This window comes from Streptomyces sp. NPDC053541 (assembly GCF_044544705.1).
Lineage (GTDB): Bacteria > Actinomycetota > Actinomycetes > Streptomycetales > Streptomycetaceae > Streptomyces.
The window spans coordinates 522,049-547,612 of sequence record NZ_JBITXM010000001.1; the positions used below are offsets into that span (position 1 = coordinate 522,049).

At 72.8% G+C, this 25,564-nt stretch carries 20 protein-coding genes; 10 read left to right on the forward strand and 10 right to left on the reverse strand.

Going from position 1 to position 25,564, the window contains the following annotated elements; translation table 11 throughout:
- Positions 1 to 67 precede the first annotated feature (67 nt).
- Positions 68 to 1,696, forward strand: a complete 1,629-nt coding sequence (gene groL, locus ACIGW2_RS02735; protein ID WP_356063869.1) for a chaperonin GroEL — start codon at positions 68 to 70, stop codon at positions 1,694 to 1,696.
- A gap of 101 nt (positions 1,697 to 1,797) precedes the next feature.
- On the opposite strand, the gene ACIGW2_RS02740 is transcribed toward groL, so the two are convergent.
- The 6 genes from ACIGW2_RS02740 to ACIGW2_RS02765 form a co-directional block, all read right to left on the reverse strand.
- On the reverse strand, positions 1,798 to 2,496 hold the full coding sequence (locus ACIGW2_RS02740) for an ester cyclase (RefSeq protein ID WP_361575322.1): 699 nt from the start codon (positions 2,494 to 2,496) through the stop codon (positions 1,798 to 1,800).
- Between the two features lie 74 nt (positions 2,497 to 2,570).
- Positions 2,571 to 3,590 carry a hydroxyacid dehydrogenase gene (locus ACIGW2_RS02745; protein ID WP_399840670.1) on the reverse strand — a complete coding sequence of 340 codons (1,020 nt, stop codon included), beginning with the start codon at positions 3,588 to 3,590 and terminating at the stop codon, positions 2,571 to 2,573.
- 38 nt (positions 3,591 to 3,628) lie between these two features.
- A complete protein-coding gene (locus ACIGW2_RS02750) occupies positions 3,629 to 4,492 on the reverse strand; it encodes a carbohydrate ABC transporter permease (RefSeq protein ID WP_391653160.1) in 864 nt (287 codons plus the stop codon).
- Positions 4,489 to 5,376 (reverse strand): carbohydrate ABC transporter permease, encoded by an 888-nt coding sequence (locus tag ACIGW2_RS02755; protein ID WP_399840672.1) that lies wholly within the window; start codon positions 5,374 to 5,376, stop codon positions 4,489 to 4,491. Before ACIGW2_RS02755 ends, ACIGW2_RS02750 begins: the two co-directional genes overlap by 4 nt.
- A gap of 4 nt (positions 5,377 to 5,380) precedes the next feature.
- Complete coding sequence (locus ACIGW2_RS02760) at positions 5,381 to 6,715, reverse strand: ABC transporter substrate-binding protein (protein ID WP_391653159.1); 1,335 nt, start codon at positions 6,713 to 6,715, stop codon at positions 5,381 to 5,383.
- A gap of 99 nt (positions 6,716 to 6,814) precedes the next feature.
- A complete protein-coding gene (locus ACIGW2_RS02765) occupies positions 6,815 to 7,918 on the reverse strand; it encodes a substrate-binding domain-containing protein (protein ID WP_391653157.1) in 1,104 nt (367 codons plus the stop codon).
- Positions 7,919 to 8,091: 173 nt separating this feature from the next.
- Here ACIGW2_RS02765 and ACIGW2_RS02770 point away from each other — a divergent pair, with 173 nt between their 5' ends.
- Positions 8,092 to 9,996, forward strand: a complete 1,905-nt coding sequence (locus ACIGW2_RS02770; RefSeq protein ID WP_399840675.1) for a DUF2264 domain-containing protein — start codon at positions 8,092 to 8,094, stop codon at positions 9,994 to 9,996.
- Positions 9,993 to 11,519: a right-handed parallel beta-helix repeat-containing protein gene (locus tag ACIGW2_RS02775; protein WP_391653154.1), complete on the forward strand. Its 1,527-nt coding sequence runs from the start codon at positions 9,993 to 9,995 to the stop codon at positions 11,517 to 11,519. The genes ACIGW2_RS02770 and ACIGW2_RS02775 overlap by 4 nt, the downstream gene beginning before the upstream one ends.
- 36 nt (positions 11,520 to 11,555) lie before the next feature.
- Here the strand turns inward: ACIGW2_RS02775 and ACIGW2_RS02780 are convergent, their stop codons facing one another.
- Positions 11,556 to 12,329, reverse strand: coding sequence for an SDR family NAD(P)-dependent oxidoreductase (locus ACIGW2_RS02780; protein ID WP_391653153.1), 774 nt, complete (start codon positions 12,327 to 12,329; stop codon positions 11,556 to 11,558).
- A 108-nt stretch (positions 12,330 to 12,437) separates the two neighbouring features.
- The gene (locus tag ACIGW2_RS02785) at positions 12,438 to 13,130 is read right to left on the reverse strand and encodes an MOSC domain-containing protein (protein ID WP_399840678.1); all 693 of its coding nucleotides are present in this window, start codon (positions 13,128 to 13,130) and stop codon (positions 12,438 to 12,440) included.
- Between the two features lie 87 nt (positions 13,131 to 13,217).
- Here ACIGW2_RS02785 and ACIGW2_RS02790 point away from each other — a divergent pair, with 87 nt between their 5' ends.
- The gene (locus ACIGW2_RS02790) at positions 13,218 to 14,150 is read left to right on the forward strand and encodes a LysR family transcriptional regulator (protein ID WP_399840680.1); all 933 of its coding nucleotides are present in this window, start codon (positions 13,218 to 13,220) and stop codon (positions 14,148 to 14,150) included.
- A 340-nt stretch (positions 14,151 to 14,490) separates the two neighbouring features.
- Here ACIGW2_RS02790 and ACIGW2_RS02795 read toward each other — a convergent pair whose 3' ends face one another.
- Positions 14,491 to 14,856, reverse strand: coding sequence for a WhiB family transcriptional regulator (locus tag ACIGW2_RS02795; RefSeq protein WP_361575347.1), 366 nt, complete (start codon positions 14,854 to 14,856; stop codon positions 14,491 to 14,493).
- A 470-nt stretch (positions 14,857 to 15,326) separates the two neighbouring features.
- Between ACIGW2_RS02795 and ACIGW2_RS02800 the strand changes: the two genes are divergently transcribed.
- From ACIGW2_RS02800 to ACIGW2_RS02815, 4 genes are all read left to right on the forward strand, one after another.
- Complete coding sequence (locus tag ACIGW2_RS02800; protein WP_003948568.1) at positions 15,327 to 15,938, forward strand: response regulator transcription factor; 612 nt, start codon at positions 15,327 to 15,329, stop codon at positions 15,936 to 15,938.
- Positions 15,939 to 16,196: 258 nt separating this feature from the next.
- Positions 16,197 to 16,799, forward strand: a complete 603-nt coding sequence (locus ACIGW2_RS02805) for a sigma-70 family RNA polymerase sigma factor (RefSeq protein WP_356063898.1) — start codon at positions 16,197 to 16,199, stop codon at positions 16,797 to 16,799.
- A gap of 139 nt (positions 16,800 to 16,938) precedes the next feature.
- Complete coding sequence (guaB, locus tag ACIGW2_RS02810; RefSeq protein WP_361575351.1) at positions 16,939 to 18,441, forward strand: IMP dehydrogenase; 1,503 nt, start codon at positions 16,939 to 16,941, stop codon at positions 18,439 to 18,441.
- Between the two features lie 115 nt (positions 18,442 to 18,556).
- The gene (locus ACIGW2_RS02815) at positions 18,557 to 19,681 is read left to right on the forward strand and encodes a GuaB3 family IMP dehydrogenase-related protein (RefSeq protein WP_356063902.1); all 1,125 of its coding nucleotides are present in this window, start codon (positions 18,557 to 18,559) and stop codon (positions 19,679 to 19,681) included.
- An 88-nt stretch (positions 19,682 to 19,769) separates the two neighbouring features.
- Here ACIGW2_RS02815 and ACIGW2_RS02820 read toward each other — a convergent pair whose 3' ends face one another.
- Entirely contained in the window at positions 19,770 to 21,023 is a 1,254-nt protein-coding gene (locus ACIGW2_RS02820; RefSeq protein WP_399840683.1) for a nucleotide sugar dehydrogenase, read from the reverse strand.
- 281 nt (positions 21,024 to 21,304) lie between these two features.
- On the opposite strand from ACIGW2_RS02820, the gene ACIGW2_RS02825 reads away from it, so the two are divergent.
- Both ACIGW2_RS02825 and ACIGW2_RS02830 read left to right on the forward strand, forming a co-directional pair.
- The gene (locus tag ACIGW2_RS02825; RefSeq protein WP_399840684.1) at positions 21,305 to 23,011 is read left to right on the forward strand and encodes a glycerol-3-phosphate dehydrogenase/oxidase; all 1,707 of its coding nucleotides are present in this window, start codon (positions 21,305 to 21,307) and stop codon (positions 23,009 to 23,011) included.
- Between the two features lie 164 nt (positions 23,012 to 23,175).
- Complete coding sequence (locus ACIGW2_RS02830) at positions 23,176 to 25,500, forward strand: serine/threonine-protein kinase (RefSeq protein WP_399840685.1); 2,325 nt, start codon at positions 23,176 to 23,178, stop codon at positions 25,498 to 25,500.
- Positions 25,501 to 25,564 lie beyond the last annotated feature (64 nt).

A 25,564-nucleotide genomic window follows, 5' to 3' on the forward strand; every position in this document is an offset into this window, starting at 1 on the left:
GTTTCCCCGCGGGCGTCCAGGGGCGCAGTTTTCGTTCAACGATTTCCGAGAGGGCTGAACCGCTCCCATGGCGAAGATCCTGAAGTTCGACGAGGACGCCCGTCGCGCCCTTGAGCGCGGCGTCAACAAGCTGGCCGACACGGTGAAGGTGACGATCGGCCCCAAGGGCCGCAACGTCGTCATCGACAAGAAGTTCGGTGCGCCCACCATCACCAACGACGGTGTCACGATCGCCCGCGAGGTCGAGATCGAGGACCCGTACGAGAACCTCGGCGCCCAGCTCGTCAAGGAGGTGGCGACCAAGACCAACGACATCGCGGGTGACGGCACCACCACCGCCACCGTGCTCGCCCAGGCCCTGGTCCGCGAGGGTCTGCGCAACGTCGCCGCCGGCGCCTCCCCGTCCGCCCTGAAGAAGGGCATCGACGCCGCCGTCAAGGCCGTCTCGGACGAGCTGCTCGCCACCGCGCGCCCGATCGACGACAAGTCCGACATCGCCGCCGTCGCCGCGCTCTCCGCGCAGGACCAGCAGGTCGGCGAGCTCATCGCCGAGGCGATGGACAAGGTCGGCAAGGACGGTGTCATCACCGTCGAGGAGTCCAACACCTTCGGCCTGGAGCTCGACTTCACCGAGGGCATGGCCTTCGACAAGGGCTACCTGTCCCCGTACATGGTGTCCGACCAGGAGCGCATGGAGGCCGTCCTCGACGACCCGTACATCCTGATCAACCAGGGCAAGATCTCCTCCATCCAGGACCTCCTGCCGCTGCTCGAGAAGGTCATCCAGGCCGGTGGCTCCAAGCCGCTGCTGATCATCGCCGAGGACGTCGAGGGCGAGGCCCTCTCCACCCTCGTCGTCAACAAGATCCGCGGCACCTTCAACGCCGTCGCCGTCAAGGCGCCCGGCTTCGGTGACCGCCGCAAGGCGATGCTCCAGGACATGGCCACCCTCACCGGTGCCACCGTCATCTCCGAGGAGGTCGGCCTCAAGCTCGACCAGGCCGGTCTGGACGTGCTGGGCACCGCCCGCCGCGTGACCGTCACCAAGGACGACACCACGATCGTGGACGGCGCCGGCTCCTCCGAGGACGTCCTCGGCCGCGTCAACCAGATCAAGGCCGAGATCGAGGCCACGGACTCCGACTGGGACCGCGAGAAGCTCCAGGAGCGCCTCGCCAAGCTGGCCGGCGGCGTGTGCGTGATCAAGGTCGGCGCCGCCACCGAGGTGGAGCTGAAGGAGAAGAAGCACCGTCTGGAGGACGCCATCTCCGCGACCCGCGCCGCGGTCGAGGAGGGCATCGTCTCCGGTGGTGGCTCCGCGCTGGTCCACGCCGTCAAGGTGCTCGAGGGCAACCTCGGCAAGGACGGCGACGAGGCCACCGGTGTCGCCGTGGTCCGCCGCGCCGCCGTCGAGCCGCTGCGCTGGATCGCCGAGAACGCCGGCCTGGAGGGCTACGTCATCACCTCCAAGGTCGCCGAGCTCGACAAGGGCCAGGGCTTCAACGCCGCCACCGGCGAGTACGGCGACCTGGTCAAGGCCGGCGTCATCGACCCGGTGAAGGTCACCCGCTCCGCCCTGGAGAACGCCGCGTCCATCGCCTCCCTGCTCCTCACCACCGAGACCCTCGTGGTGGAGAAGAAGGAGGAGGAGCCGGCCGACGCCGGTCACGGCCACGGTCACGGCCACTCCCACTGAGGCCCGTTGGCCGGCGGTCGCCGGCTGACGGCTGAACACACTGAGGCCCGGTGCCCCCGTCGCGGGGGCACCGGGCCTCAGCGCGTGCGGCCGGGAAGCGGCTAGGCCTCGACGGCGCCGAGCTGTCCCATCAGGCCGAGCAGGTCGTACTGCCACCAGCCCTCGACGATCTTGCCGTCGTCCCGGCAGCGGTGGATGACGGTGCCGGTCATCGTCACCTCCATGCCGGTGGGCTGGAGGCCCATGAAGTCGCCGGTGTGGGTGCCCTGCCAGGTCCAGCGGGTGCAGACCCGGTCACCCTCGGCGATCTGGTCGTCGACGGTGAAGGAGAAGTCGAAGCCGCCCCGCCACATCTCCACCTCGCGCCGGACGGCGTCCATCCCGATGACGTCCTGCTCGTTGGTCGGATCGTGGTCGTGGTAGCCCTCGGCCAGCACCTCGTCGAGCAGCGCCAGCTCGGGTTCCTCGGCCAGCATGGCGAGCAGCCGCCGGGCGTTCGCCTTGTAGAGCGCCTCGTCGCGCACCACGTCGAGGTCGGTGAAGGTCGGCATCTCGTCGCAGAGCGCCACCATCTCCCGGAAGATCCGGTCGGTCTCCGGGAGCTGGGAGTTGCGCATGGCCACGTCGTACGAGGGGAATTCGACGATCTCCACCACGTGGGAGGCGTCGGAGCGGTCCTTGCCCACGATGCTGTGCGTCGCGGTGCGCCGGCCCTTGGTCTGCTCGACCCACTCGTCCATGAGCCGGTTGAGGTCGTCGATCCGGCTGGTCTTGCAGTCGATGATTTGTACGAAACTCATGACGCCTCCCGGAGACGTCGGCGGACCCGGTAGAGGACCCCTCCAGTCTAGGTCCGCCCCTCCGGGTCGGCCCCCTACGCCGAGCGCGTCAGGTCCGCGGCCCGCACCTCCTCGGCGAAGGGCTCGCCGGCGGCGTAGCGGGCCACCTCCGCGAGGGCGTGGTCGGCCATGCGGTGCAGCTCGTTGCCGAGGGAGCCGGCGACGTGCGGGGTGAGCAGGACGTTGGGGAGGCTGTAGAGCGGGGAGTCCGGCGGCGGGAGCTCGGGGTCGGTGACGTCGAGGACCGCGTGCAGCCGGCCCGACAGGAGGTGGGGCAGCAGCGCCTCCTCGTCGACCAGCGAGCCGCGGGCGGTGTTGATCAGGGTGGCGCCGTCGGGCATGGCGGCGAGCTGGCGGGCGCCGATCATGCGGTACGTGGCGGGGAGTTGGGGCGCGTGCACGGAGACGACCGTGGCGCGGGCGCACAGTTCGTCGAGGCCGACGAGTTCGGTGCCGGGCGGCGCCTCGGTGACGTACGGGTCGTGCAGCAGCACGTCGAGGTCGAAGGGGCGCAGCAGGTCGAGCACCCGGCGGCCGATGCGGGAGGCGCCGACGATGCCGACGGTCCTGCGGTAGTTGCCCCAGCCGGCGGACTCGGCGAGCCAGGCCTGGCCGGTGCGCAGCTCGGCGTACTGCTGGGCGGAGCGCAGCACCCGCTTCCCGGCGAAGAGGATGGCGGCGAGGGTGTACTCGGCGACCGGCAGGGCGTTGGCGGCGGCGGCCGAGCTGACCGTGATGCCGCGCTGCCAGCAGGCCTCGGTGATGTGGTGCTTGACCGAGCCCGCCGCGTGGACGACGGCCCGCAGGCGCGGGGCGCGGGCGAGCACCTCGGGGGTGAGCGGGGTGGCGCCCCAGCAGGTGAGGAGGAGTTCGGCCTCGGCGAGGGCCTCGGTGACCGGTCCCTCCGGTGCGGTGAGGTCGTGGGCGACGAGGCGCGGGTCGGTGCGGGTGAGCGCGGCGAGCCGGGTGCGGTGCTCCTCGGTGAGGAGGCGTTCGGCGGTGCCCGGGCCCATCGCGAGGAGGAGGGAGGGGCGGTTGTCGGTGGTCGGGTGCATCCTGGGACCTGTGCTCCTCAGAGGGCCTGTGGTGCTCGTCATTTGACGCTGCCCGCGGTCAGGCCCGCCTTCCAGTGGCGCTGCAGGGAGACGAAGGCGACCACGAGGGGGACGACGGCGAGCAGGGATCCGGTGACGACGAGGGGGTAGTAGTCGGGTTCGGCGTGGGCGTTGCTGTTCCACGCGTAGAGGCCGAGGCTCAGCGGGAAGAGCTTCTGGTCGGAGAGCATCACCAGGGGGAGGAAGAAGTTGTTCCAGATCGCGGTGAACTGGAAGAGGAAGACGGTCACGAAGCCGGGCATGACCATGCGCAGTCCGATCGACCAGAAGGTGCGCAGTTCGCCGGCCCCGTCGATACGGGCGGCTTCGAGGGCCTCGTTGGGGATGTAGCCGGCGCTGAACACCCGGGCGAGGTAGACGCCGAAGGGGTTCACGAGGACCGGGATCAGCACCGCCCAGCGGGTGTTGACGATGCCGACCTCGCTGGCCAGCAGGTACATGGGCAGGGCGAGCGCGGTGGTGGGGACGAGCACGCCGAGCAGGACGACGCCGAACAGCTTCTCCTTGCCCGCGAAGTCGTACTTGTCGAAGGCGTAGCCGGCGGCGACGCTGATCAGCGAGCAGGCGAGGGCGCCGACGCCCGCGTAGAGCAGGCTGTTGAGGTACCAGTGGAAGTAGACGCCGTCGTTGTAGGCGGCGAGCCGGCTGAGGTTGCCGCCGAGGTCGAAGCCCTCGAAGGAGAGGGCGTCGCCGGCGAGCAGTCCGCCGGTGTCCTTGGTGGCGGCGGTGAGCAGCCAGACCAGCGGGAAGAGCATGTAGCCGGCGGCGAGCAGCAGGGCGCCGTTGACGGCGGTCCTGGACAGCCAGACGGAGGGCCGGCGGCCGGTGGCGGTGCGGCTCATGCGCGCTTCCCCTTCCGTCCGGTCAGGCGGGTCACGGCGAAGGAGAGCAGGGCCGCGGTGAGGGCGAGCAGGACGGAGGCGGCCGCGGCGAGCCCGTAGTCGTTGCGGTCGAAGGCCGCGGTGTACGCGTACATGTTGGGCGTCCAGGTGGAGGTGACGGCGGAGCCGGTGCCCTTGTTGAGGATGAGCGGCTCGGTGAAGAGCTGGAGCGAGCCGATGACGGTGAACAGGGCCACCATGACCACGGAGGCCCGGATCAGCGGGAGTTTGATGGCGAGGGCGGTGCGCCAGGCGCCGGCGCCGTCGACGGTTGCGGCCTCCAGGACGGAGCGGTCGATGGCCTGGAGGGCCGCGTAGAAGATCACCACGTTGTAGCCGAGCCACTCCCACAGCGCGATGTTGACGACGGAGGGGAGGGTGCCCGCGGGGGAGAAGAAGTCGAAGCCGACGCCGCCGGCCTCCATGGCGCGGACGACCGGGCTGAGCTGGGGCGTGTAGAGGTAGACCCAGATCAGCGCGGCGATGATGCCGGGGACGGCGTGCGGCAGGAACAGCGCGAGCTGGAAGAAGCGGCGGGCGCGGGCCAGCGCGGAGTCGAGCAGCAGGGCGAGGCCGACGGCGCCGGCGAGCAGCAGCGGGATGTAGAAGAGGCAGTAGCCGAGCAGGACGCCGAAGCCCTCGCGGAAGGCCCGGTCACCCAGCGCCGCGGTGTAGTTGTCGAGTCCGCCGAAGACGGTCTCGGCGCCGCCGAAGCCGAGTCCCGACTGCTTCTCGGTGAAGAGGCTGAGCCAGAGCGCGTAGCCGATCGGCACCACCATCACCGCGGTGAAGAGCAGGAAGAACGGGGTCAGCAGGGTCGCCGCGGCGCGGGTGCGGGCCTTCACCGGATCAGCCCTCGACCTTCAGCCCGCGCTTGGTGAGCTCGGTGACGGTGGCGTCGTGGCCGGCCTTGACCGCGTCGGCGATGCTCGGGCCGCCGGGGGCGAGCTTGCCGAAGTGGTCCTTGATGGTGGTGTTGGTGGTGCCGGTGGTCGGCCCCCAGGCCCACGTGCCGGCGATGGAGGCGCCGGCCTCCTCGAAGAGGGCGTAGATGTCCTGGCCGCCGTAGTAGCCGGCGTCGAAGACGGACTTGGCGACCGGGCGCAGCGCGGTGGCGGCGGGGAAGGCGCTGGAGGTGCCGGAGGCGATGCGGGCCTTCACGCCCTGCTCGGTGGTGGACATCCACTCGGCGAACTCGACGGCCGCGGCCTTCTTCCCGCTGTCCTTGGTGACGGCGAAGGAGGTGCCGCCGAGCATGCCGCTGGCGGGGGTGCCCCAGTGCGGCATGGGGGCGACGGCCCACTTGCCGCTCTGCTCGGGCAGGGTGCCCTTGAGGACGCCGGCGCCCCAGGAGGCGCCGAGGTAGCCGATGGTGGTGCCGTTCTTGAGGGAGCCGGTCCACTCGGGGCTGAAGGAGGCGTCCTTGTGGACGAGGTCGGCGTCGAGCAGGCCCTGCCAGTAGTTCGCGACCTTGGTGGTGGCGGGGTCGGTGGTGTCGATCTTCCAGGTGTCGTTCTCGGCCTTGAACCACTGGGCGCCGGCCTGCCAGGCCATGGCCTCGAAGGTGGTCGGGTCGTCGGGGAAGAAGGTGGCGATCCGGGCCTTGGCGTCGGCCTTCTTGACCTTCTCGGCGGCGGCCTTGAACTCGTCCCAGGTCTTCGGCACCGTGACGCCGTACTTCGCGAAGAGGTCCTTGCGGTAGTAGAAGGCCTGTGGGGCGGCGTCGAAGGGCACCGCCCAGCTCTTGCCGCCGAGGGTGGTGAGCTCCACGGCCTGCGGCAGCAGCTTGCCGCGGTCCTGCTCGGTGAACTGGTCGCCGATGTCCTGGAGGGCGCCGGAGGAGACGAACTCGGGGAGCGAGGCGTACTCGATGGAGACGAGGTCGGGGGCGTTGCCGGCCTTCACGGCGTTGGAGATCTTGGCGTAGCCGCCGGCGGTGCCGGAGGGTATCTCCTCGAAGACCACCCGGATGTTCTTGTGGGAGGCGTTGAAGGCGTCGACCACGTCCTTGGAGCCCTTGGCCCAGCCCCAGAAGGTGATGCTGACGGGCTTGTCCGCGGTGCCCTTGCCCGCGTCGGCCCCGTCGGCGCCGCCCCCGCCGCAGGCGGTGAGCACGGCCAGGGCGGTGGCGGTACCGGCGATGACACGGGTGGTTCTGTTCCGACTGCTCCAAATGCGGCTCACGGCACGGCTCCTGACACGGCGGTGGGACGGGGTTGGCCGTGATCCTGGGACCGTTCCTGAGCGAAGTCAAGAGCGAAAGATTGATTGATCGAAAAAAGATCAGATCTTCTCGATCGGCCGCGCCCCGCACGAGGCCCGCACCCGCAGTCGCGGCAGCAGGCTCAGATGCCGCCGCACCGGCTCCTCCGCCGCGCCCGCGGCGGCCCCGGCGAGCCGCTCCACGAGCAGCTCCGCCGCGTGCCGGCCCACCTCGCGCTTGGGCGGGGCGACCGCGGTCAGCGGGGTGTCGGCGAGCGCGGCGACCTCGTCGTCGTACGCGATCAGGGCCAGGTCCTCCGGGACCCGCACCCCGAGCTCGGCGAGCCGCTGCACGATCTGGATCGCGTCCACGTCGTTGTGCACCAGTGCCGCGCTCGCCCGCCCCGAGGCCACCGCCGCGTGCAGCGCCCGCACCGCCTCCTCGAAGCCCGCCGGGTCGGTCTCGGCCGGTACGGAGTCGATCACCGGGTGCGGCGCGGCCAGGCCCAGGGCGGCCAGCGCCTCGGCGTACCCGGCGCGCACCGCGAGCGCCGTCGGGCTGTCCCCGCGGGCCACCAGGAGCGGGGTCGCGTGCCCGAGGCCGAGCAGGTGGCGCAGGGCGAGCAGCACCCCGTGGGCGTGGTCCGAGGACACCCGGTCCAGGCCGTCGAGCGCGGTGCCGGGCGCGGCCCGGCGCTCCAGGAGCACGGCCGGCACCGGCAGTTCGGCCGGCCAGTCGCCGTGCGCGAGCCGGTCCTCGGGCCCGCGCCAGCCCGGCGCGACCAGCAGGCCCTCGGCGCCCGCCGCGATCAGGCCCTCGGCGCGCGCCCGGTCCTCCTCGGGCCGGTAGTCGGAGATCCGCAGCACCAGGCGCGCCCCGGCCCGCGCGGCGGCCTCGTGCGCGCCCCGGATGACCTCGGCGAAGTAGTAGCCGGCGGACGGCGCGAGCAGCCCGAGCACCGGGCCGCCGGCCGCCGCGGGGCCGGCCGGGCCCTGCGCGGCGGGCCAGGACACCTGCCCGTGCACCCGGTCGAGCAGGCCCTTGCCGGCCAGCGCCTCGACGTCCCGGCGGGCGGTCACGGGGGAGACCCCGAGCAGCCCGGCCAGGTCGGAGACCCGGGCGGTGCCGCGCTCGCGCACCAGGGCCAGCAGTCGGTCGTGTCGTTCGGCAGCACTCTCGCGCACGGTGCGGTTCCCCCTTGCGGTGGTGGTGGTCACCCGACCTTAGACCAGGCCGAAGCAAAATGATCGAACGGAAGGAGTTTCGATCATTCGCTCCATCCCCCCTTGACGTTCGATCGAAGCGTCCTCAGGATTCCGGGCGACGCCGACGTCCCCAGCGAGTTCCAGGGAGCATCATGCCCACGCCGCCCGAGAACCGTGAGCCCGAGGACCGGGTGGTGCCCGAGGACCGTGAGCCCCGGCACCCGGTGGTGCCCGAGGACCGCGCACCGTCGGGTCCCCTGCCGGAGGACCGGGCGCTCAGCCCGTACACCGGCTGGACCCGCGCCCACTGGGAGGACGCCGCCGACCGGCTGCTGCGCGCCGTCCGCCCGCACGCCTCGCCGCGCGGCGCGTTGATCGCCCTGCCCGGCCCCCGCCCCAGCTGGTCCGGAGCACGCTCCGACGGACTGGAGGGCTACGCCCGCACCTTCCTGCTCGCCGCCCTCCTCGGCGACCCCGGCCACCTCGACCGCTACGCCGAGGGACTCGCCGCCGGCACCGAGCAGCCCGGCGGCGACGGCCCCGAGTCCTGGCCGCTCATGGCCGGCATCCGGCAGGCGGTCGTCGAGTCCGCCTCCGTCGCCCTCGCCCTGCGCCTCACCCGCACCCGGCTCTGGGACCGGCTCGACGCCCCCGTCCGCGAACGAGTCGTCGAATGGCTGCTGCCCGCCCTCGACCCCTCCCCGGTCGACAACAACTGGTGGCTCTTCGGCCTCACCGTCGCCGGCTTCCTCCAGGACGCCGGCATCGAGACCACCCGCGCCGCCGCCACCATCGACCGCTCCCTCGACCGGATCGAGCAGTGGTGGCTCGGCGACGGCTGGTACAGCGACGGCGCCAACCGCGCCTTCGACCACTACAACCCCTGGGCCCTGCACTTCTACCCGGTGCTGCACGCCCACCTGGCCGGCGACCGGGCCCTCCTCGACCGCTACGGCCCCCGGCTGCGCGCCCAGCTCGACGACCACGTCCACCTCTTCGACACGAGCGGTGCCCCCGTCCCGTACGGGCGGTCCCTGATCTACCGCTTCGCCGCCGCCGCGGCCCCCTGGCTCGGCGCCCTCACCGGCCACACCCCGCTCACCCCCGGCGCCACCCGCCGGCTCGCCTCCGGCTGCGTGCGCCACTTCCTCGACCGGGGCGCCACCGACGCCGAAGGACGGCTCACCCTCGGCTGGTACGGCCCCTACGCTCCCCTCGTCCAGTCCTACTCGGGCCCCGGCTCCCCCTACTGGGCGTCCAAGGGCTTCCTCGGCCTCCTCGCCCCCGCCGACCACCCGCTGTGGACCGCCCCCGAGGAACCGCTGCCCGCCGAACGCGCCGACACCGTCCGTCCCTTCGGCCCCACCGGGCTGCTCGTCCAGACCACCGCCGCCGACGGCCTGGTCCGCCTGCACAACCACGGCAGCAACCACGTCGGCAGCACCGAGTGGGGCACCGACGACGAGCCCGGCTACGCCCGCTTCGCCCACTCGACCCGTACGGGTCCCACCACCCGCCCCGACCCGGCCGACAACCACTTCGCGCTGCTCCGCCCCGACGGCACCGCCACCACCCGGGGCCCCGCCCACCCGCTCGGCAGCGGCCCCGACCGGGCCGTCTCCCTGCACCGCCCGCTGCCCGGCGTCCGCGTCGTGTCCGCCACCCTCGCCCACGGGCGCGCCGAACTCCGCGCCCACCTCGTCCTCGGCGCCCCGGAAGGGACCCCCGTACGGCAGACCGGCTGGAGCGTGCACCCCGACGGGCCCGTCTCCCAGCTCCACCCGGTGCACGGCTACGCCCCCGGCGTCGCCGAACTCCCCACCGGCGCCACCCTCCAGGGCCCCGGGCCCACCCGTACCCCCGCCCTCACCGGCACCACGAGCGGCCCCGAGTCCCTCTTCGTGGCCCTCGCCTCCCTCACGGGAGAACCCGGGCCGGCCCCCGTGGCCACCCTCGCAGACGTCCGGGTCACCGGCCCCCGCACGCTCACCGTGACCTGGCAACACGGCACCACCGCACAGCTCGCCCTCGACGTCCCCGACCCGGAGGACCAGTGATCCGACGCCGTACGTACGCCGCCCTCGCCGCCCTCGCACTGCCGCTGCTCGCCGGCGCCCCACCCGCCCAGGCCGCCGCCCCGCCCGGCGACCGCCACTACGTGGACTGCTCCCTCACCACCCCCGGGGACGGCACCGCCGCACACCCCTGGACGACCCTGGCCGAGGCCAACGCCCACCCCTACGGGCCCGGCGACCAGCTCCTGTTCCAGCGCGGCACCACCTGCACCGGCACCCTCCAGCCGCGCGGCGCCGGCTCCGCCGCCCACCCCTTCACCATCGCCGACTACGGCAGCGCCGCCGGCCGCGCGGTCATCGACGGAAACGGCGCCCACGACGCCGTGCTCCTCGCCGACACCTCCTACGTCCGCCTCACGCGCCTGGAGATCACCAACGCCGCCGCCCCCGGCAGCGAGCGCAACGGCGTCCGCCTCCGGCTCGCCGACCACGGCGCCGCCCGCGGCATCACCCTCGACCACCTCGCCATCCACGACGTGCGCGGCGGCGACCACAAGACCCTCACCGGCTCCAGCGCCATCCACGTCGCCGTCGAGGGCACCACCGTCCCCAGCTGGTACGAGGACCTGGAGATCCACCACAACGACATCAGGGATGTCGACCGCGAGGGCGTCTACTTCAAGTCCCGCTTCTCCAAGCGCGACCTGGTCGGCAACCAGCAGGACCCCAACGCCTACCCCGGACCCTGGACCCCGAGCCTCGGCGTCCGGATCCACCACAACACCCTGACCTCGATCGCCGGTGACGGCATCAAGCTCGACACCACCCGCGGCGCCCGCGTCGACCACAACCGCCTCGACGGCTTCCAGCTGCGCTCCCAGGCCGCCAACGCCGGCATCTGGACCTTCAACACCGACGACACGACCATCGAGCACAACGAGGTCTCGGGCGGCGGCAACACCAGGGACGGCATGTCCTTCGACGCCGACGGCGCCTCCCGGGGCACCGTCTTCCAGTACAACCTCAGCCACCACAACAAGGGCGGCTTCCTGCTGATCTGCCCGTACAGCGGTGCCCGGACCCTCGACACCGTCGTCCGCTACAACATCAGCGTGGACGACGGCGCGCGCCTGGTGCAGAACTGCTGGGGCCCCATCCTCAACACCCGCATCTACAACAACACCTTCGTCAACCGGACCACCGTCCCCGGCTACCTGGTCCAGGACGACGCGGGCAGCCCCGCCACCACCCGGCACGAACTCGCCTTCCGGAACAACCTCTTCGTCAACGAGGGCGCCCCGGGCGGCTACGCCTTCAAGAACCCGACCCCCGGGCTCTCCTTCGACCACAACCTCTTCCACGGGATCACGATGACCCGCCCCGACCCCGGCGGCCTCACCGCCGACCCGCTGCTCCGCCCCGACCTCAGGCTCGGCACCGGCTCCCCGGCCCTCTCCGCCGGCGTCCCGATCGAGGACAACGGCGGAAGGGACTGGTTCGGAAACCCCGTACCGGCGACGGCGGCCCCCAACATCGGGGCCTACGAGGGCCCGGGCACGGACTGACCCGTAGGGGACCCGAAGGCCCCTAGGGGCCCTGAGTCACCGGGGCCCGTACTTGCGGCCCGCCTTCGAGGACACCCCGCCGAGCAGCCCGCGCGGGGCCAGCTTCACCACGCCCATCAGCGCCTTGTACCGGGGATCGGGGACGGACAGCGTCCGTCCCCGGGCCAGGTCGGCCAGGGCCGCCGCCACCAGCTTGTCGGCGTCCAGCCACATCCAGCCCGGGATGTTGTCCGTCCCCATCCCCGCCCGCTGGTGGAACTCCGTCCGCACGAACCCGGGGCACAGCGCCATCAACCGCACCCCGCTGCCCGCGAGGTCGCGCGCCGCGCCCTGGGTGAACTGCACGACCCACGACTTCGACGCCCCGTAGGTGCCGCGCGGCACGAACGCGGCGACGGAGGCGACGTTGACGATCCCGCCCCGGCCCCGGGAGCGCATCGAGGCGGCCGCCGCGGACGTCAGCCGCAGCACCGCCTCGCAGTGCACCTTCAGCATGGTCAGCTCGTCCGCCATGGACACCTCCAGGAAGCGCCCCTTGTTGCCGAACCCCGCGTTGTTCACGAGGAGGTCGACCGGGCGCTTGGTGTCCGAGAGCCGCGCCTCGACCGCCGCGATCCCGTCCTCCGCGGACAGGTCGGCCGCGAGCACCTCGGCCTCGATCCCGTGCCGGTCGTGCAGTTCGGTCGCCTGCTCGCGCAGTCGCTTCACATCGCGCGCCACGAGAACCACGTCATGGCCGTCCGCGGCGAGCCGCCGCGCGAAGGCGGCGCCGATGCCGGCGGTGGCCCCCGTAATGAGTGCAGTCGTCATGTGCGGCACGTTAACCCGCGCCGTGTGAACGCCGTGTGCGGGAACGCGGCAGGTCCGGCCCGGGCGCGCGCCTCACGCCCGGGCGAGCGCCTCACCTCCGGGCGCCGCTCACCGCTCCGTCCCGCCGCCCGTCTCCCGCGCGGCGTACTTCTCCGTGTACGTACGGGCGAGTTCGAGCAGCCCCGACTCCATCCACTCGGCCGCCACCAGCGTCTCCGGCAGCAGCGAGCGGTCGCGGACCGCCGCGTGGTGCAGCCGGGCGACGGTGACGCCGTGCGCCGGCCGGTGCACGACCTCCATCGCGTCGCCGGCCCTGATCTCGCCCGGGACCAGCACCCGCAGCAGCGCCCCGGGTCCGGCCGCGGAGGCGTTGAAGCGGCGCACCCAGCCGGACTCCTCCAGGAAGCCGGCGAACGTACGGCACGGGATGCGGCCGCCGGTCACCTCCACCACCACCGTGTCGCCGATCCGCCAGCGCTCCCCGATCAGGGCCTCGTTGACGTCCAGGCCGCGGGTGGTGAGGTTCTCGCCGAACGAACCCGGCGCGAAGGTCCGGCCGAGCTCCCGCTCCCAGGCGTCCAGGTCCTCCCGCGCGAAGGCGTAGAGCGCCCGGTCGGGCCCGCCGTGGAAGCGCACGTCGCACACGTCGTCCCCGGCGACCCCGCTGGCCCCGCCCGGCTGCGGTGCCTCGACCCGTACGGGTCCGGCCACCGGCCGCTTGTCGATCCCCGACGTCCCGGAAGGGGCGTTGGTGTAGTCCACGGCCTTGGCCCGTCCCGCGTTCACGCTCAGCAGCTCCATGGGGCGAGCCTACGAGGGAGTGGTCCAGACCTCAAAGGAGTTTCTTGTGATTCGTGGTCCAGTCCAAGATTCGCTTATGCTCGACCCATGATCGAGGCCCGCCACCTCCGCGTCCTGCGCGCCGTCGCCGCCACCGGATCCTTCTCCGCCGCCGCGCGCGAACTCGGCTGCACCCAGCCCGCGGTGAGCCAGCAGATGAAGGCGCTCGAAGCCTCCGCCGGCACCCCGCTGCTCGTGCGCACCGGCCGCGAGATGCGGCTCACCCAGGCAGGCGAGGCGCTGGTCCGGCACGCCTCCGGGATCCTCGCCGGCCTGACCGCCGCCGAGGAGGAGGTCGCCGCGATCGCCGGGCTGCGGGCCGGCCGGGTGCGGCTGGTCTCCTTCCCCAGCGGCAGCTCCGCCCTGGTCCCCACCGCGCTCGCCGCGCTGCGCGCCGCCCACCCCGGCACCCGGGTCTCCCTGGTGGAGGCCGAGCCGCCGCGCTCGGTCGAGATGCTGCGCGAGGGCGACTGCGACGTGGCGCTGGCCTTCCGCTACGGGACCGGCGCGGTGAACGGCGCGGACGCCTGGGACGACCTGGTGGTCCGCCCGCTGCTCGCCGACCGCCTGGTCGGCCTGGTCCCCGAGGCGCACCGGCTGGCCGGGGCCGGCTCCGTCCCGATCGGCGACCTCGCCGAGGACCCCTGGATCGCGGGCTGCCCGCGCTGCCGCCGCCAACTGGTCGACGTGTGCGAGAGCGCCGGCTTCACCCCGCGGATCGATTTCGCCACCGACGACTACCCGGCCGTGGTGGGCCTGGTGGGCGCGGGCCTGGGCGTGGCGGTGCTGCCGGAGCTCGCGCTCGACTCCGTACGGCCGAGGGGCGCCGTCACCGTCACCGTGGAGCCGCCCGTCGAACGGGAGATCGTGGCCCTCACCCTTCCGGACCTGGCCCAGGTCCCGGCGGTCGCCGCCACGCTCGACGAGCTCACCCGCGCCGCGGCCCGCCTCGGGGCCGTCCCGGAGCCCGCCCGGGCGTGACCGTCCCGGGGCCGTTCGGGTGACGCCCGGGTGCGTCCGTACGGGTGGACCTGATCCCCGCCGTACGGGTGACGCACCCCGCTGCACCGGCCGAGCGCGAAGCCCCGTACGGGAGTGCGCCCCTGGCCCGTACGGGTGAGGGGTGCGGGCCGTACGGGTGGCCGGCCCGCGGCCGTCCGGGTGAGGGCCGTGGGGCCGCCCGGGGCATGAGGCCGCGACGGGTCGCCGCCGTCCGGGGCGCCCGGGTCGGGCCGTCCGGGTGACGGTCCGCGCCGCTCGGGCCCGTCCGGCGGGGCCGCTCGTCGCGCCGGGCGTCACACCGCCGTGAAAAAACGTTCCTTCAGAGCTGCGTCGTCAGACCGGCGGGACCGGCCGCCGGAGCACGGGCCGCCGCCGTCGCCGGCGTGGCCGCCGTGGTGACCAGGCGATTGCGCGCCCGGCCCATGAGTTCCTCGCGTTCGTCCTCGGTGAGGCCGCCCCAGACGCCGTAGGGCTCGCGTACGGCGAGCGCGTGTGCCGCGCACTCCGCGCGCACCGGGCACCGCATGCAGACCTCTTTCGCCGAGTTCTCGCGCGCACTCCGTGCCGCGCCGCGCTCTCCCTCGGGGTGGAAGAACAGGGAGCTGTCGACCCCGCGGCAGGCCGCGAGGAGCTGCCAGTCCCACAGATCGGCGTTGGGTCCGGGAAGGCGGGAGAAATCTGCCATTGCGCTTGTCCCCTTGAAACCGTTGAAACCGTTTCGAACGGATAGGTGGGCGGGTGGATGGCTGATCGAACGGGGGCCCTTCGCCCCCGCGTGGGTCTCGGGTACCCGCTCTCGCGGGTTCGATCCGACCGTACAACTACTGACTGAGTAGATGTAAATATGACTCATTGCGAATCTAGCCACAGACACCGCAAAAAGGGAAGAAAACCCGCTAAATGGGGCATAGCTTCCGGCGAAGGACGGATGACCTGCGACGCTCTCCTCCGCACACGGGCCCTCACGTAGAGTGCCGAAGGCGGCCGTCCGACCCGTAACTCTTTCGAGTGACCATCGTTGAGAGTGCGGAGGCGGTTGAAGGAACAGGCGCTCGGGCAGGTGTCCGAGGGCGTCAACCGCACAGGTGACCCGACGTACCAGCCCTGGAGGCTCAAGGTGACGCGCATCAGCTGCGAGAGCCGCGGAGGTCAGTCATGACATCCGTCCTCGTCTGCGACGACTCCCCGCTTGCCCGAGAGGCGCTTCGCCGCGCGGTCGCGACCGTGCCCGGCGTCGAGCGCGTGACCACCGCGGCCAACGGCGAGGAAGTCCTCCGCCGCTGGGGCGCGGACCGCTCGGACCTCATCCTGATGGACGTGCGCATGCCCGGCCTGGGCGGCGTGGAGACCGTCCGCCGGCTGCTGTCCGCGGACCCCGGCGCCCGCATCATCATGCTGACCGTCGCCGAGGACCTGGACGGCGTCGCCCTCGCGGTCGCCGCCGGTGCCCGTGGCTATCTGCACAAGGACGCCTCGCGCGCCGAGCTGCGGGCCACCGTCACCCAGGCGCTCGCCGACCCGACCTGGCGGCTCGCCCCGCGCCGGCTCCGCTCGGCCGAGATGGGCGCCGCGCCCACCCTCACCGCCCGCGAGATCCAGGTCCTGGAGGGCATGAGCCACGGCCGGTCCAACGCGGAGATCGGGCGCGAGCTCTTCCTCTCCGAGGACACGGTCAAGACCCACGCCCGGCGCCTCTTCAAGAAGCTGGGCGCCTCCGACCGGGCGCACGCCGTCGCGCTCGGATTCCGCTGGGGCCTGGTCCGCTGACCTGCGGCCACCGGCCGAGTCCCCGTCCGCATCCCCGTACGTCGAGGGGCGGACGGGGTGGGCTTGTGTCACTTCCCCGCGGAATGCCGCATCCTTGAAGACGTGGAGTTCCTCGGGGACGAGACGAACGAGCCGGTGGAGATCGAGCGGAAGGGGAGGGCGCAGGAGATGAGTCCCGGCGCACCTGCTCATAACGCTTCGGTGCACAACTACGGACGCGGTGCCACGAACCAGCGGGCGTCGGGGCACCATGGAGCGATGCGCGACGACGAGACCGTGGGTTCACCCGCGCCTGCCGGGCAGGGTGAGATCGGTGCACTGGTGCACCGGGCGGTCGACGGTGACGAGCAGGCCACCCATGACCTCCTCGCCCGCGTGCACCCGCTCGCCCTGCGCTACTGCCGCACCCGGCTCAACCGCCTGCCGGGTGACGCCCGGCACTTCGTCGAGGACCTCGCCCAGGAGGTCTGCGTCGCCGTCCTCATGGCCCTGCCGCGCTACAAGGACACCGGCAGGCCCTTCGAGGCCTTCGTCTTCGCCATCGCCGGCCACAAGGTCGCCGACCTCCAGCGGGCCGCCATGCGGCACCCCGGATCGACGGCCGTGCCCTCCGACGAGATGCCCGAGCGGCCCGACGACTCGCTCGGCCCCGAGGAGCGCGCGCTGCTCAGCGACGACGCCGAATGGGCCAAGAAGCTGCTCGCCAACCTCCCGGAGAACCAGCGCGAGCTGCTCGTGCTGCGGGTGGCCGTCGGGCTGACCGCCGAGGAGACCGGACAGATGCTCGGGATGTCCCCGGGCGCGGTCCGGGTCGCCCAGCACCGGGCGCTGAGCCGGCTGCGGGCACTCGCCGAGCAGTAGGGCTTCCCCCCGCCCGGTGTCCCTTTCGTACACGTAGGAACGTCCAAAGCTCCCAGGTGATCTTGATCGTGGAATGAGACACGGTCGTGGGCCGTTAGCATGGACATCCGCACCGATCAAGGCCATTGGGGAAGGTGTCATGACCAACGTCGACGGAGTGCCCGAAAAATTCGCGACACTCGGGCTGACCTACGACGATGTGCTGCTGCTGCCCGGAGCCTCCGACATGGCTCCGGACCAGATCGACACCTCCTCGTACATCTCGAAGAACGTGCGGGTGAACATCCCGCTGCTGTCCGCCGCGATGGACAAGGTCACCGAGTCCCGGATGGCCATCGCCATGGCCCGCCAGGGCGGCGTCGGCGTCCTGCACCGCAACCTGTCGATCGCCGACCAGGCCAACCAGGTCGACCTGGTCAAGCGCTCCGAGTCCGGCATGGTCACGGACCCGATCACCGTGCACCCCGAGGCCACCCTCGCCGAGGCCGACGCGATCTGTGCCAAGTTCCGCATCAGCGGCGTCCCGGTCACCGACCCGGCGGGCAAGCTCCTCGGCATCGTCACCAACCGCGACATGGCCTTCGAGTCGGACCGCAGCCGCCAGGTGCGCGAGGTCATGACCCCGATGCCGCTGGTCACGGGCCAGGTCGGCATCTCCGGCGTGGACGCCATGGAGCTGCTGCGCCGCCACAAGATCGAGAAGCTGCCGCTCGTCGACGACGCCGGCGTGCTCAAGGGCCTCATCACCGTCAAGGACTTCGTCAAGGCGGAGAAGTACCCGAACGCGGCGAAGGACGCCAACGGCCGGCTGCTCGTCGGCGCCGCCGTCGGCGTCGCCGGTGACGCCTTCGAGCGCGCCCAGGCGCTGATCGAGGCCGGCGTCGACTTCATCGTCGTCGACACCGCGCACGGGCACTCCCGGCTGGTCGGCGACATGATCGCCAAGATCAAGTCGAACTCCTCCGGCGTCGACGTCATCGGCGGCAACGTCGCCACCCGCGACGGCGCCCAGGCGCTCGTCGACGCCGGTGCCGACGGCATCAAGGTCGGCGTCGGCCCCGGCTCCATCTGCACCACCCGCGTCGTCGCGGGCGTCGGCGTCCCGCAGGTCACCGCCATCTACGAGGCCTCCCTCGCCGCCCGCGCGGCCGGCGTCCCGGTCATCGGCGACGGCGGCCTGCAGTACTCCGGCGACATCGCCAAGGCGCTCGTCGCGGGCGCCGACACGGTGATGCTGGGCTCGCTGCTCGCCGGCTGCGAGGAGTCCCCGGGCGAGCTGCTCTTCATCAACGGCAAGCAGTTCAAGTCGTACCGCGGCATGGGCTCGCTCGGCGCCATGCAGACCCGCGGCGACCGCAAGTCCTTCTCCAAGGACCGCTACTTCCAGGAGGGCGTCGCCTCCGACGAGCAGCTGATCCCCGAGGGCATCGAGGGCCAGGTGCCCTACCGCGGCCCGCTCGGCTCGGTCGTGCACCAGCTGGTCGGCGGTCTGCGCCAGTCGATGTTCTACGTCGGCGGCCGCACGGTCCCCGAGCTCCAGGAGAACGGGCGCTTCGTCCGGATCACCTCGGCGGGCCTCAAGGAGAGCCACCCGCACGACATCCAGATGACGGTCGAGGCGCCGAACTACAGCCGGAAGTAGCTCCGGTCACACAGCGCGACGGGAAGGGGCGGTTCCGGCATGTGGCCGGAGCCGCCCCTTCGGCGCGGGTCGGGGATACTGGTAGGCGCAGACACAGAGGGAAAGGCCACACAACGTGACTGAGATCGAGATCGGGCGCGGCAAGCGCGGCCGCAGGGCGTACGCGTTCGACGACATCGCCGTCGTACCGAGCCGGCGCACCCGGGACCCGAAGGAGGTCTCGATCGCCTGGCAGATCGACGCCTACCGCTTCGAGCTGCCCTTCCTGGCCGCCCCCATGGACTCCGTGGTCTCGCCGCAGACCGCCATCCGGATCGGCGAGCTCGGCGGCCTCGGCGTGCTGAACCTCGAGGGCCTGTGGACCCGCTACGAGGACCCGCAGCCGCTGCTCGACGAGATCGCCGAGCTCGACGAGGCCACCGCGACCCGCCGTCTGCAGGAGATCTACGCCGCCCCGATCAAGGAGGAGCTGATCGGGCAGCGCATCAAGGAGGTGCGCGACTCGGGTGTGGTCACCGCCGCCGCGCTCTCCCCGCAGCGCACCGCGCAGTTCTCCAAGGCCGTGGTCGACGCCGGCGTGGACATCTTCGTCATCCGCGGCACCACCGTCTCCGCCGAGCATGTCTCCGGCGCCGCCGAGCCGCTGAACCTCAAGCAGTTCATCTACGAGCTCGACGTCCCCGTGATCGTCGGCGGCTGCGCCACCTACACCGCCGCCCTGCACCTGATGCGCACCGGCGCCGCGGGCGTCCTGGTCGGCTTCGGCGGCGGCGCCGCGCACACCACGCGCAACGTGCTCGGCATCCAGGTCCCGATGGCCACCGCCGTCGCGGACGTGGCCGCGGCCCGCCGCGACTACATGGACGAGTCCGGCGGCCGCTACGTGCACGTCATCGCCGACGGCGGCGTGGGCTGGTCCGGCGACCTCCCGAAGGCGATCGCCTGCGGCGCCGACGCGGTCATGATGGGCTCCCCGCTGGCCCGCGCCACGGACGCGCCCGGCAAGGGCCACCACTGGGGCATGGAGGCCGTCCACGAGGACGTGCCGCGCGGCAAGCTGGTCGACCTCGGCATGGTCGGCACCACCGAGGAGATCCTCTCGGGCCCGTCGCACACCCCGGACGGCTCGATGAACATCTTCGGCGCCCTGCGCCGCGCGATGGCCACCACCGGCTACAGCGAGCTGAAGGAGTTCCAGCGCGTCGAGGTGACGGTCGCGGAGTCCGAGCACAAGCGCTGACCCGCCGTCGTCCGTACGGACGGAAGAGGGCCCCGCACCGGCCGGTGCGGGGCCCTCTTGCGTCCGTACGCGGGGTCCGGGCCCGGTCTCAGAGGCGGTGGGCCGCGCCCGCGGGGGTGGCGCCGCGGGTGTCGAGGAGGAGCTGGGCCTTCACCGCGAGGCCCTGGAGGTCGTAGGTGCGGTGGTGCTGGAGGAGGATCGTCAGGTCGGCGTGGGCGGCCGCCTCGTAGAGCGAGTCGGCGCGCGGCACCGGAAGCTCGCGGACGCGCCAGTCCGGGACGTACGGGTCGTGGTAGCTGACCGCCGCGCCGAGGTCCATCAGCCGGCGGGCGATCTCGTCGGCGGGGGAGCCCTCGCGGTCGGCCAGGTCGGGCTTGTAGGTGACGCCGAGGAGCAGGATCCGGGCGCCGCGGGCGGACTTGCCGTGCTCGTTGAGGAGCGTGGCGCTGCGCTGGACGACGTACTGCGGCATGCGCTCGTTGATCCGGCCGGCCAGCTCGACCAGCCGCAGCGGGCGGTGGCCGGCGACGGTGTCGAGCGGGACGCCGTGGCCGCCGACGCCGGGGCCGGGGCGGAAGGCCTGGAAGCCGTAGGGCTTGGTCTCGGCGCAGCGGATGACGTCCCAGAGGTCGATGCCGAGCTCGTGGCAGAGCACCGCCATCTCGTTGACGAGGGCGATGTTGACGTGCCGGAAGTTGGTCTCCAGGAGCTTGACCGTCTCCGCCTCGCGCGGGCCGCGGGCCCGCACCACCTTGTCGGTGAGGCGCCCGTAGAAGGCGGCGGCGGACTCGGTGCAGGCGGGGGTGAGGCCGCCGATCACCTTGGGCGCGGCGGCCGGGCCGCGGGCGGCGCCGTGCGCCCGGCCGCCGGGGTCGATCCGGCCGGGGGAGTAGGCGAGGTGGAAGTCGCGGCCGGCCCGCAGCCCCGAGCCGGTCTCCAGGAGCTCGCGCAGCGGGCCCTCGGTGGTGCCGGGCGGCACCGGGGACTCCACGAGCACGGTGGTGTGCGGGCGGAGTCGGGCGGCGAGCACGCGGGCGGCGGCGGTGACGGCGCCGAGGTCGAGCGTGCCGTCCGGGCCGGGCGGGGTGGGGGCGCAGATGACGGCGGTGCGGACCCGGCCGAGTTCGGCGGGGTCGGTGACGGGCCGGAAGCCGGCGGACAGCATCCGGCGGATCTCGGCGGCGGTGAGGGAGCCGTCCACGGGGGGACGTCCGGCGGCGAGTTCGGCGACGGCGTGCGGATCGGTGTCGTGGCCGAGGGTGTCGATGCCGGCCGAGGTGGCCGCCCGGGCGAGCGGGAGTCCGTGGTGGCCGAGGCCGATGACGGCGAGATCAGCGGGCATGGGGGTGGGCCGTCCTTCCCAGTAGCCGGAGGGGACGCGGTGCGCAAGCCCTGTGGACCGAAGGGGACGAACGCAATGTCAGACTAAGAGTAAATATGACCGATTTGTTGGATTGTGTGGCCGAAGGTCGCCGAGTGTTATCCACAGGGTGGCGCGGGGGCGGTGGCTGAAGTCGGAGGGCCGGGACAGAATCGGGACTGTGAGCCGGGCCACAGCGGCCCGGTCCGCGTGCCGGGAGCCGGGCACGTCCGGCAAGTCGGGGACGACGGGAGGCAGCCACCGTGAGGACAGCGACACTGGGACCCGCCGAGCGCACCGAGGCGCTCGCGGCGATGGCCGAGCGCGAACTGGACGTCCTGGTCGTGGGCGCCGGAGTGGTCGGCGCCGGCACCGCCCTGGACGCCGCCACCAGAGGCCTCGCCACCGGCCTCGTCGAGGCCCGCGACTGGGCCTCGGGCACCTCCAGCCGGTCGAGCAAGCTGATCCACGGCGGCCTGCGCTATCTGGAGATGCTCGACTTCGCCCTGGTCCGCGAGGCCCTCAAGGAGCGAGGCCTGCTGCTCGAACGGCTCGCACCCCATCTCGTGAAACCCGTCCCCTTCCTCTACCCCCTCCAGCACAAGGGCTGGGAGCGGCTGTACGCGGGCTCGGGCGTCGCGCTGTACGACGCGATGTCCCTCTCCTCCGGCCACGGCCGCGGCCTCCCCGTCCACCGCCACCTCAGCCGCCGCCACGCCCTGCGCGTCGCCCCCTGCCTGCGCAAGGACGCCCTGGTCGGCGCCCTGCAGTACTACGACGCCCAGATGGACGACGCCCGCTTCGTCACCACCCTGGTCCGCACCGCTGCGAGTTACGGGGCGAAGGTGGCCGGCCGGGCCCGGGTCGTCGGCTTCCTGCGGGAGGGCGAGCGGGTGGTCGGCGCCCGCGTGCGGGACGTCGAGACCGGCGGGGAGTACGAGATCAGGGCCCGTCAGATCGTCAACGCCACCGGGGTGTGGACCGACGACACCCAGGCCCTGATCGGTGAGCGCGGCCAGTTCCACGTGCGCGCCTCCAAGGGCATCCACCTCGTCGTGCCCAAGGACCGCATCCACTCCACCACCGGACTCATCCTGCGCACCGAGAAGTCCGTGCTCTTCGTCATCCCCTGGGGCCGGCACTGGATCATCGGCACCACCGACACCGACTGGGACCTCGACAAGGCCCACCCCGCCGCCTCCAGCGCCGACATCGACTACCTCCTGGAACACGTCAACGGCGTGCTCGCCACCCCGCTCACCCGCGACGACGTCCAGGGGGTGTACGCGGGCCTGCGGCCCCTGCTGGCCGGCGAGTCCGACGCCACCAGCAAGCTCTCCCGCGAACACACCGTCGCCCACCCGGTGCCCGGCCTGGTCGTGGTCGCCGGCGGCAAGTACACGACCTACCGGGTGATGGCCGAGGACGCCGTCGACGAGGCCGTCCACGGCCTCGACAAGCGGGTCGCCGCCTGCGTCACCGAGGACACCCCGCTGCTCGGCGCCGAGGGCTACCGCGCCCTGTGGAACGCGCGGGCGGGCATCGCCGCCCGCTCCGGACTCCACGTCGCCCGGGTCGAGCACCTGCTGGGCCGCTACGGCTCCCTGACGGAGGAGATCCTCGACCTGATCGCCGCCGACCCGGCGCTCGGTGCCCCGCTGCCCGCCGCCGAGGACTATCTGAAGGCCGAGATCGTCTACGCCGCCTCGCACGAGGGCGCCCGCCACCTCGACGACGTCCTCACCCGGCGCACCCGCATCTCCATCGAGACCTTCGACCGGGGCACCCGCAGCGCCCGCGAGTGCGCCGAACTCATGGCACCCGTCCTCGGCTGGGACGCCGGACAGATCGACAAGGAGGTCGAGCACTACGAGAAGCGGGTCGAGGCCGAGCGCGAGTCCCAGCGTCAGCCCGACGACCTGACGGCCGACGCGGCGCGCCTCGGGGCACCGGACATCGTGCCCATCTGACCCGATAGTGGCACTTCCCGGGGGTGGCGGGCGTTCTCGGAGTGCGGACCCGGGGGAGTCACCGGTCCCGGAGTGAGGGACAATGAGCTCTCTTCCAGGGCGGGTTGCCGCATCGCGCGGGAGCGCCGGACGCGGGCGAGAAACAGGGATCGCAGAGGGGACGCATGTCGGAGGCGGAGCAGTCGCGGGACACGGGGCAGGACCCCCGGCGGGACTCCGCCGCGGGCGCCGCCACCGACGGCGACCGGGGCGCGGTGCCGGCCGCGCGCAGGGCGGAGCGGGACGAGGACGCCACGGCGTCGAAGGACACCGGCGGCGCGGCGGACGGCGGGGCCGCGAGCGGCGGCGAGAACGCTGCCGCGAGCACCGCGGCCGCGGCGGGTACGGAGGCTGACGGCCCGACGGACGCGAAGCCGGCTACACCGGTCGGCCTGGCCAAGGCGGAGGACAAGCCCCGCGCCGAGGCGAAGGCGGCCGCGCCGGTCGGCCTGACGAAGGCCGGTGACAAGCCCCTCGCCGGGGCCGGTGCGTCCGCGGGCCCCCGGGCCGGCAGCGGGTCGACCGACGGGGTCGCCCCGGTGGCCGGCTTCGGCGCCGACGCGACCGGAACCGGCGCGCGGGCCGGGCGCGCTGACGCCGCGTCCGCCGAGGGACGCCTGCTCGCCGGGCGCTACCGGCTCGGCGTGGTCCTCGGCCGCGGCGGCATGGGCACGGTGTGGCGGGCGGTCGACGAGACCCTCGGCCGGACCGTCGCCGTCAAGGAACTGCGCTTCCCCAACAGCATCGACGAGGACGAGAAGCGCCGCCTCATCACCCGCACCCTGCGCGAGGCCAAGGCCATCGCCCGGATCCGCAACAACGGCGCCGTGACCGTCTACGACGTGGTCGACGAGGACGACCGCCCGTGGATCGTCATGGAGCTCATCGAGGGCAAGTCGCTGGCCGACGCGGTCCGCGAGGACGGCACGCTCACCCCGCGCCGCGCCGCCGAGGTCGGCCTCGCCATCCTCGACGTGCTGCGCTCCGCCCACCGCGAGGGCATCCTGCACCGGGACGTGAAGCCGTCCAACGTGCTGATCGCCGAGGACGGCCGGGTCGTCCTCACCGACTTCGGCATCGCCCAGGTCGAGGGCGACCCCTCGATCACCTCCACCGGCATGCTCGTCGGCGCCCCCTCGTACATCTCGCCCGAGCGGGCCCGCGGCCACAAGCCCGGCCCCGCCGCCGACCTCTGGTCGCTCGGCGGTCTGATCTACGCGGCCGTGGAAGGCAGCCCGCCCTACGACAAGGGCTCCGCCATCGCCACCCTCACCGCCGTGATGACCGAGCCGGTCGACCCGCCGAAGAACGCGGGACCCGAGCTCGAGAAGGTCATCTACGGACTGCTCGCCAAGGACCCCGATCAGCGGCTCGACGACGCCGGCGCGCGCGCCCTGCTGCGCGCCGTCCTCGACGCGCCCGAGGCACCGCCGAAGCCCTCGTCCGAGGCGACCCGCGTGGTGCCGCTGCCCCCGCTCCCGGAGCAGCCGCCGGCCGCCCCGGGGACGAAGCCGGCCGACGCGGTCTCCGACCGGATGCGCGGCGCCCTCGCGTCCGTGCGCAACGCCGCCGCGTCGAGCCGCACCGAGCCGCAGCGCCCGGCCACCGGCCCCGGCGCCCCGGACCGGCCCGCGGCCGCGCCCGCCCGGGCCTCGCTCACCGACGTCGTACCCCGCCGCACCCTGGTGATCATCGCCGCGGTCGTCGTCGCCGCACTGCTGGGCACGATCCTGTACGTCGCCCTCGGCGGCGGCAGCGAGGGCGCCGACCAGGGCAAGGGCGGCACCACCGGCGGCACCACCGCCTCGGCCGGGAGCACCTCGGCCGGCACCGACGGGCAGAACACGGACACCACGCCGAGCGACCCGAGCCAGCAGGGCAGCGGCGGCAAGCCGGCCGGCAGCGGTGGCGGCCAGAGCGGCACCACGCCCTCCGGGCAGCCCGGCGGTGGCCAGGACGGCGCCACCGGCGGCGGCAACGCGGCCAAGCTGCCCCCCGGCTACGTCATGGTCGCCAACGACCGCTTCCACTTCTCCATGGCGATGCCCGCCTCGTTCCGCATGACCGCCATAGCCGGCGAGAACTCCGGCGGCATCTTCAACGCCTCCAAGGGCTCCTTCCCGCGCGTCCAGGTCGACTTCAACGACAGCCCGAAGGACGACGCGGCCGCCGCCTGGCGCGCCGCGATGGCCGGCGTCGCCGCCAGCAGCAACGGCTACAAGCACATCGGCATAGGGCCGGTCTCCTACAAGGGCTATCCGACCGTCGCGGACTGGGAGTTCGAGCGCACCCAGGGCGGGCAGCGGATCCACGTCCTCAACCGCGGCTTCAAGGTCGACGCCGACCACGGCTACTCGATCATGATCAGCTGCCTCGCGGACGCCTGGAACCAGCCGGAGTGCACGACCCTGCGGGAGACCGCGTTCGCCACGTTCAGCCCCAAGGACTGAACGGCGCACGTATCGTGAGAGGCCCCGCCCGACACCGGGAGGGCGGGGCACGGGGGACAGCAGG

Bases quoted from the DNA above. Each gene is read 5' to 3' on its own strand.
- ACIGW2_RS02780 (WP_391653153.1), bottom strand. From the start codon at position 12,329: ATGACGACTGCACTCATTACGGGGGCCACCGCCGGCATCGGCGCCGCC.
- ACIGW2_RS02830 (WP_399840685.1), top strand. From the start codon at position 23,176: ATGTCGGAGGCGGAGCAGTCGCGGGACACGGGGCAGGACCCCCGGCGG.
- guaB (WP_361575351.1), top strand. From the start codon at position 16,939: ATGACCAACGTCGACGGAGTGCCCGAAAAATTCGCGACACTCGGGCTG.
- ACIGW2_RS02745 (WP_399840670.1), bottom strand. From the start codon at position 3,590: ATGCACCCGACCACCGACAACCGCCCCTCCCTCCTCCTCGCGATGGGC.
- ACIGW2_RS02795 (WP_361575347.1), bottom strand. From the start codon at position 14,856: ATGGCAGATTTCTCCCGCCTTCCCGGACCCAACGCCGATCTGTGGGAC.
- ACIGW2_RS02820 (WP_399840683.1), bottom strand. From the start codon at position 21,023: ATGCCCGCTGATCTCGCCGTCATCGGCCTCGGCCACCACGGACTCCCG.
- ACIGW2_RS02750 (WP_391653160.1), bottom strand. From the start codon at position 4,492: ATGAGCCGCACCGCCACCGGCCGCCGGCCCTCCGTCTGGCTGTCCAGG.
- ACIGW2_RS02770 (WP_399840675.1), top strand. From the start codon at position 8,092: ATGCCCACGCCGCCCGAGAACCGTGAGCCCGAGGACCGGGTGGTGCCC.
- groL (WP_356063869.1), top strand. From the start codon at position 68: ATGGCGAAGATCCTGAAGTTCGACGAGGACGCCCGTCGCGCCCTTGAG.
- ACIGW2_RS02790 (WP_399840680.1), top strand. From the start codon at position 13,218: ATGATCGAGGCCCGCCACCTCCGCGTCCTGCGCGCCGTCGCCGCCACC.
- ACIGW2_RS02740 (WP_361575322.1), bottom strand. From the start codon at position 2,496: ATGAGTTTCGTACAAATCATCGACTGCAAGACCAGCCGGATCGACGAC.
- ACIGW2_RS02805 (WP_356063898.1), top strand. From the start codon at position 16,197: ATGCGCGACGACGAGACCGTGGGTTCACCCGCGCCTGCCGGGCAGGGT.
- ACIGW2_RS02800 (WP_003948568.1), top strand. From the start codon at position 15,327: ATGACATCCGTCCTCGTCTGCGACGACTCCCCGCTTGCCCGAGAGGCG.
- ACIGW2_RS02785 (WP_399840678.1), bottom strand. From the start codon at position 13,130: ATGGAGCTGCTGAGCGTGAACGCGGGACGGGCCAAGGCCGTGGACTAC.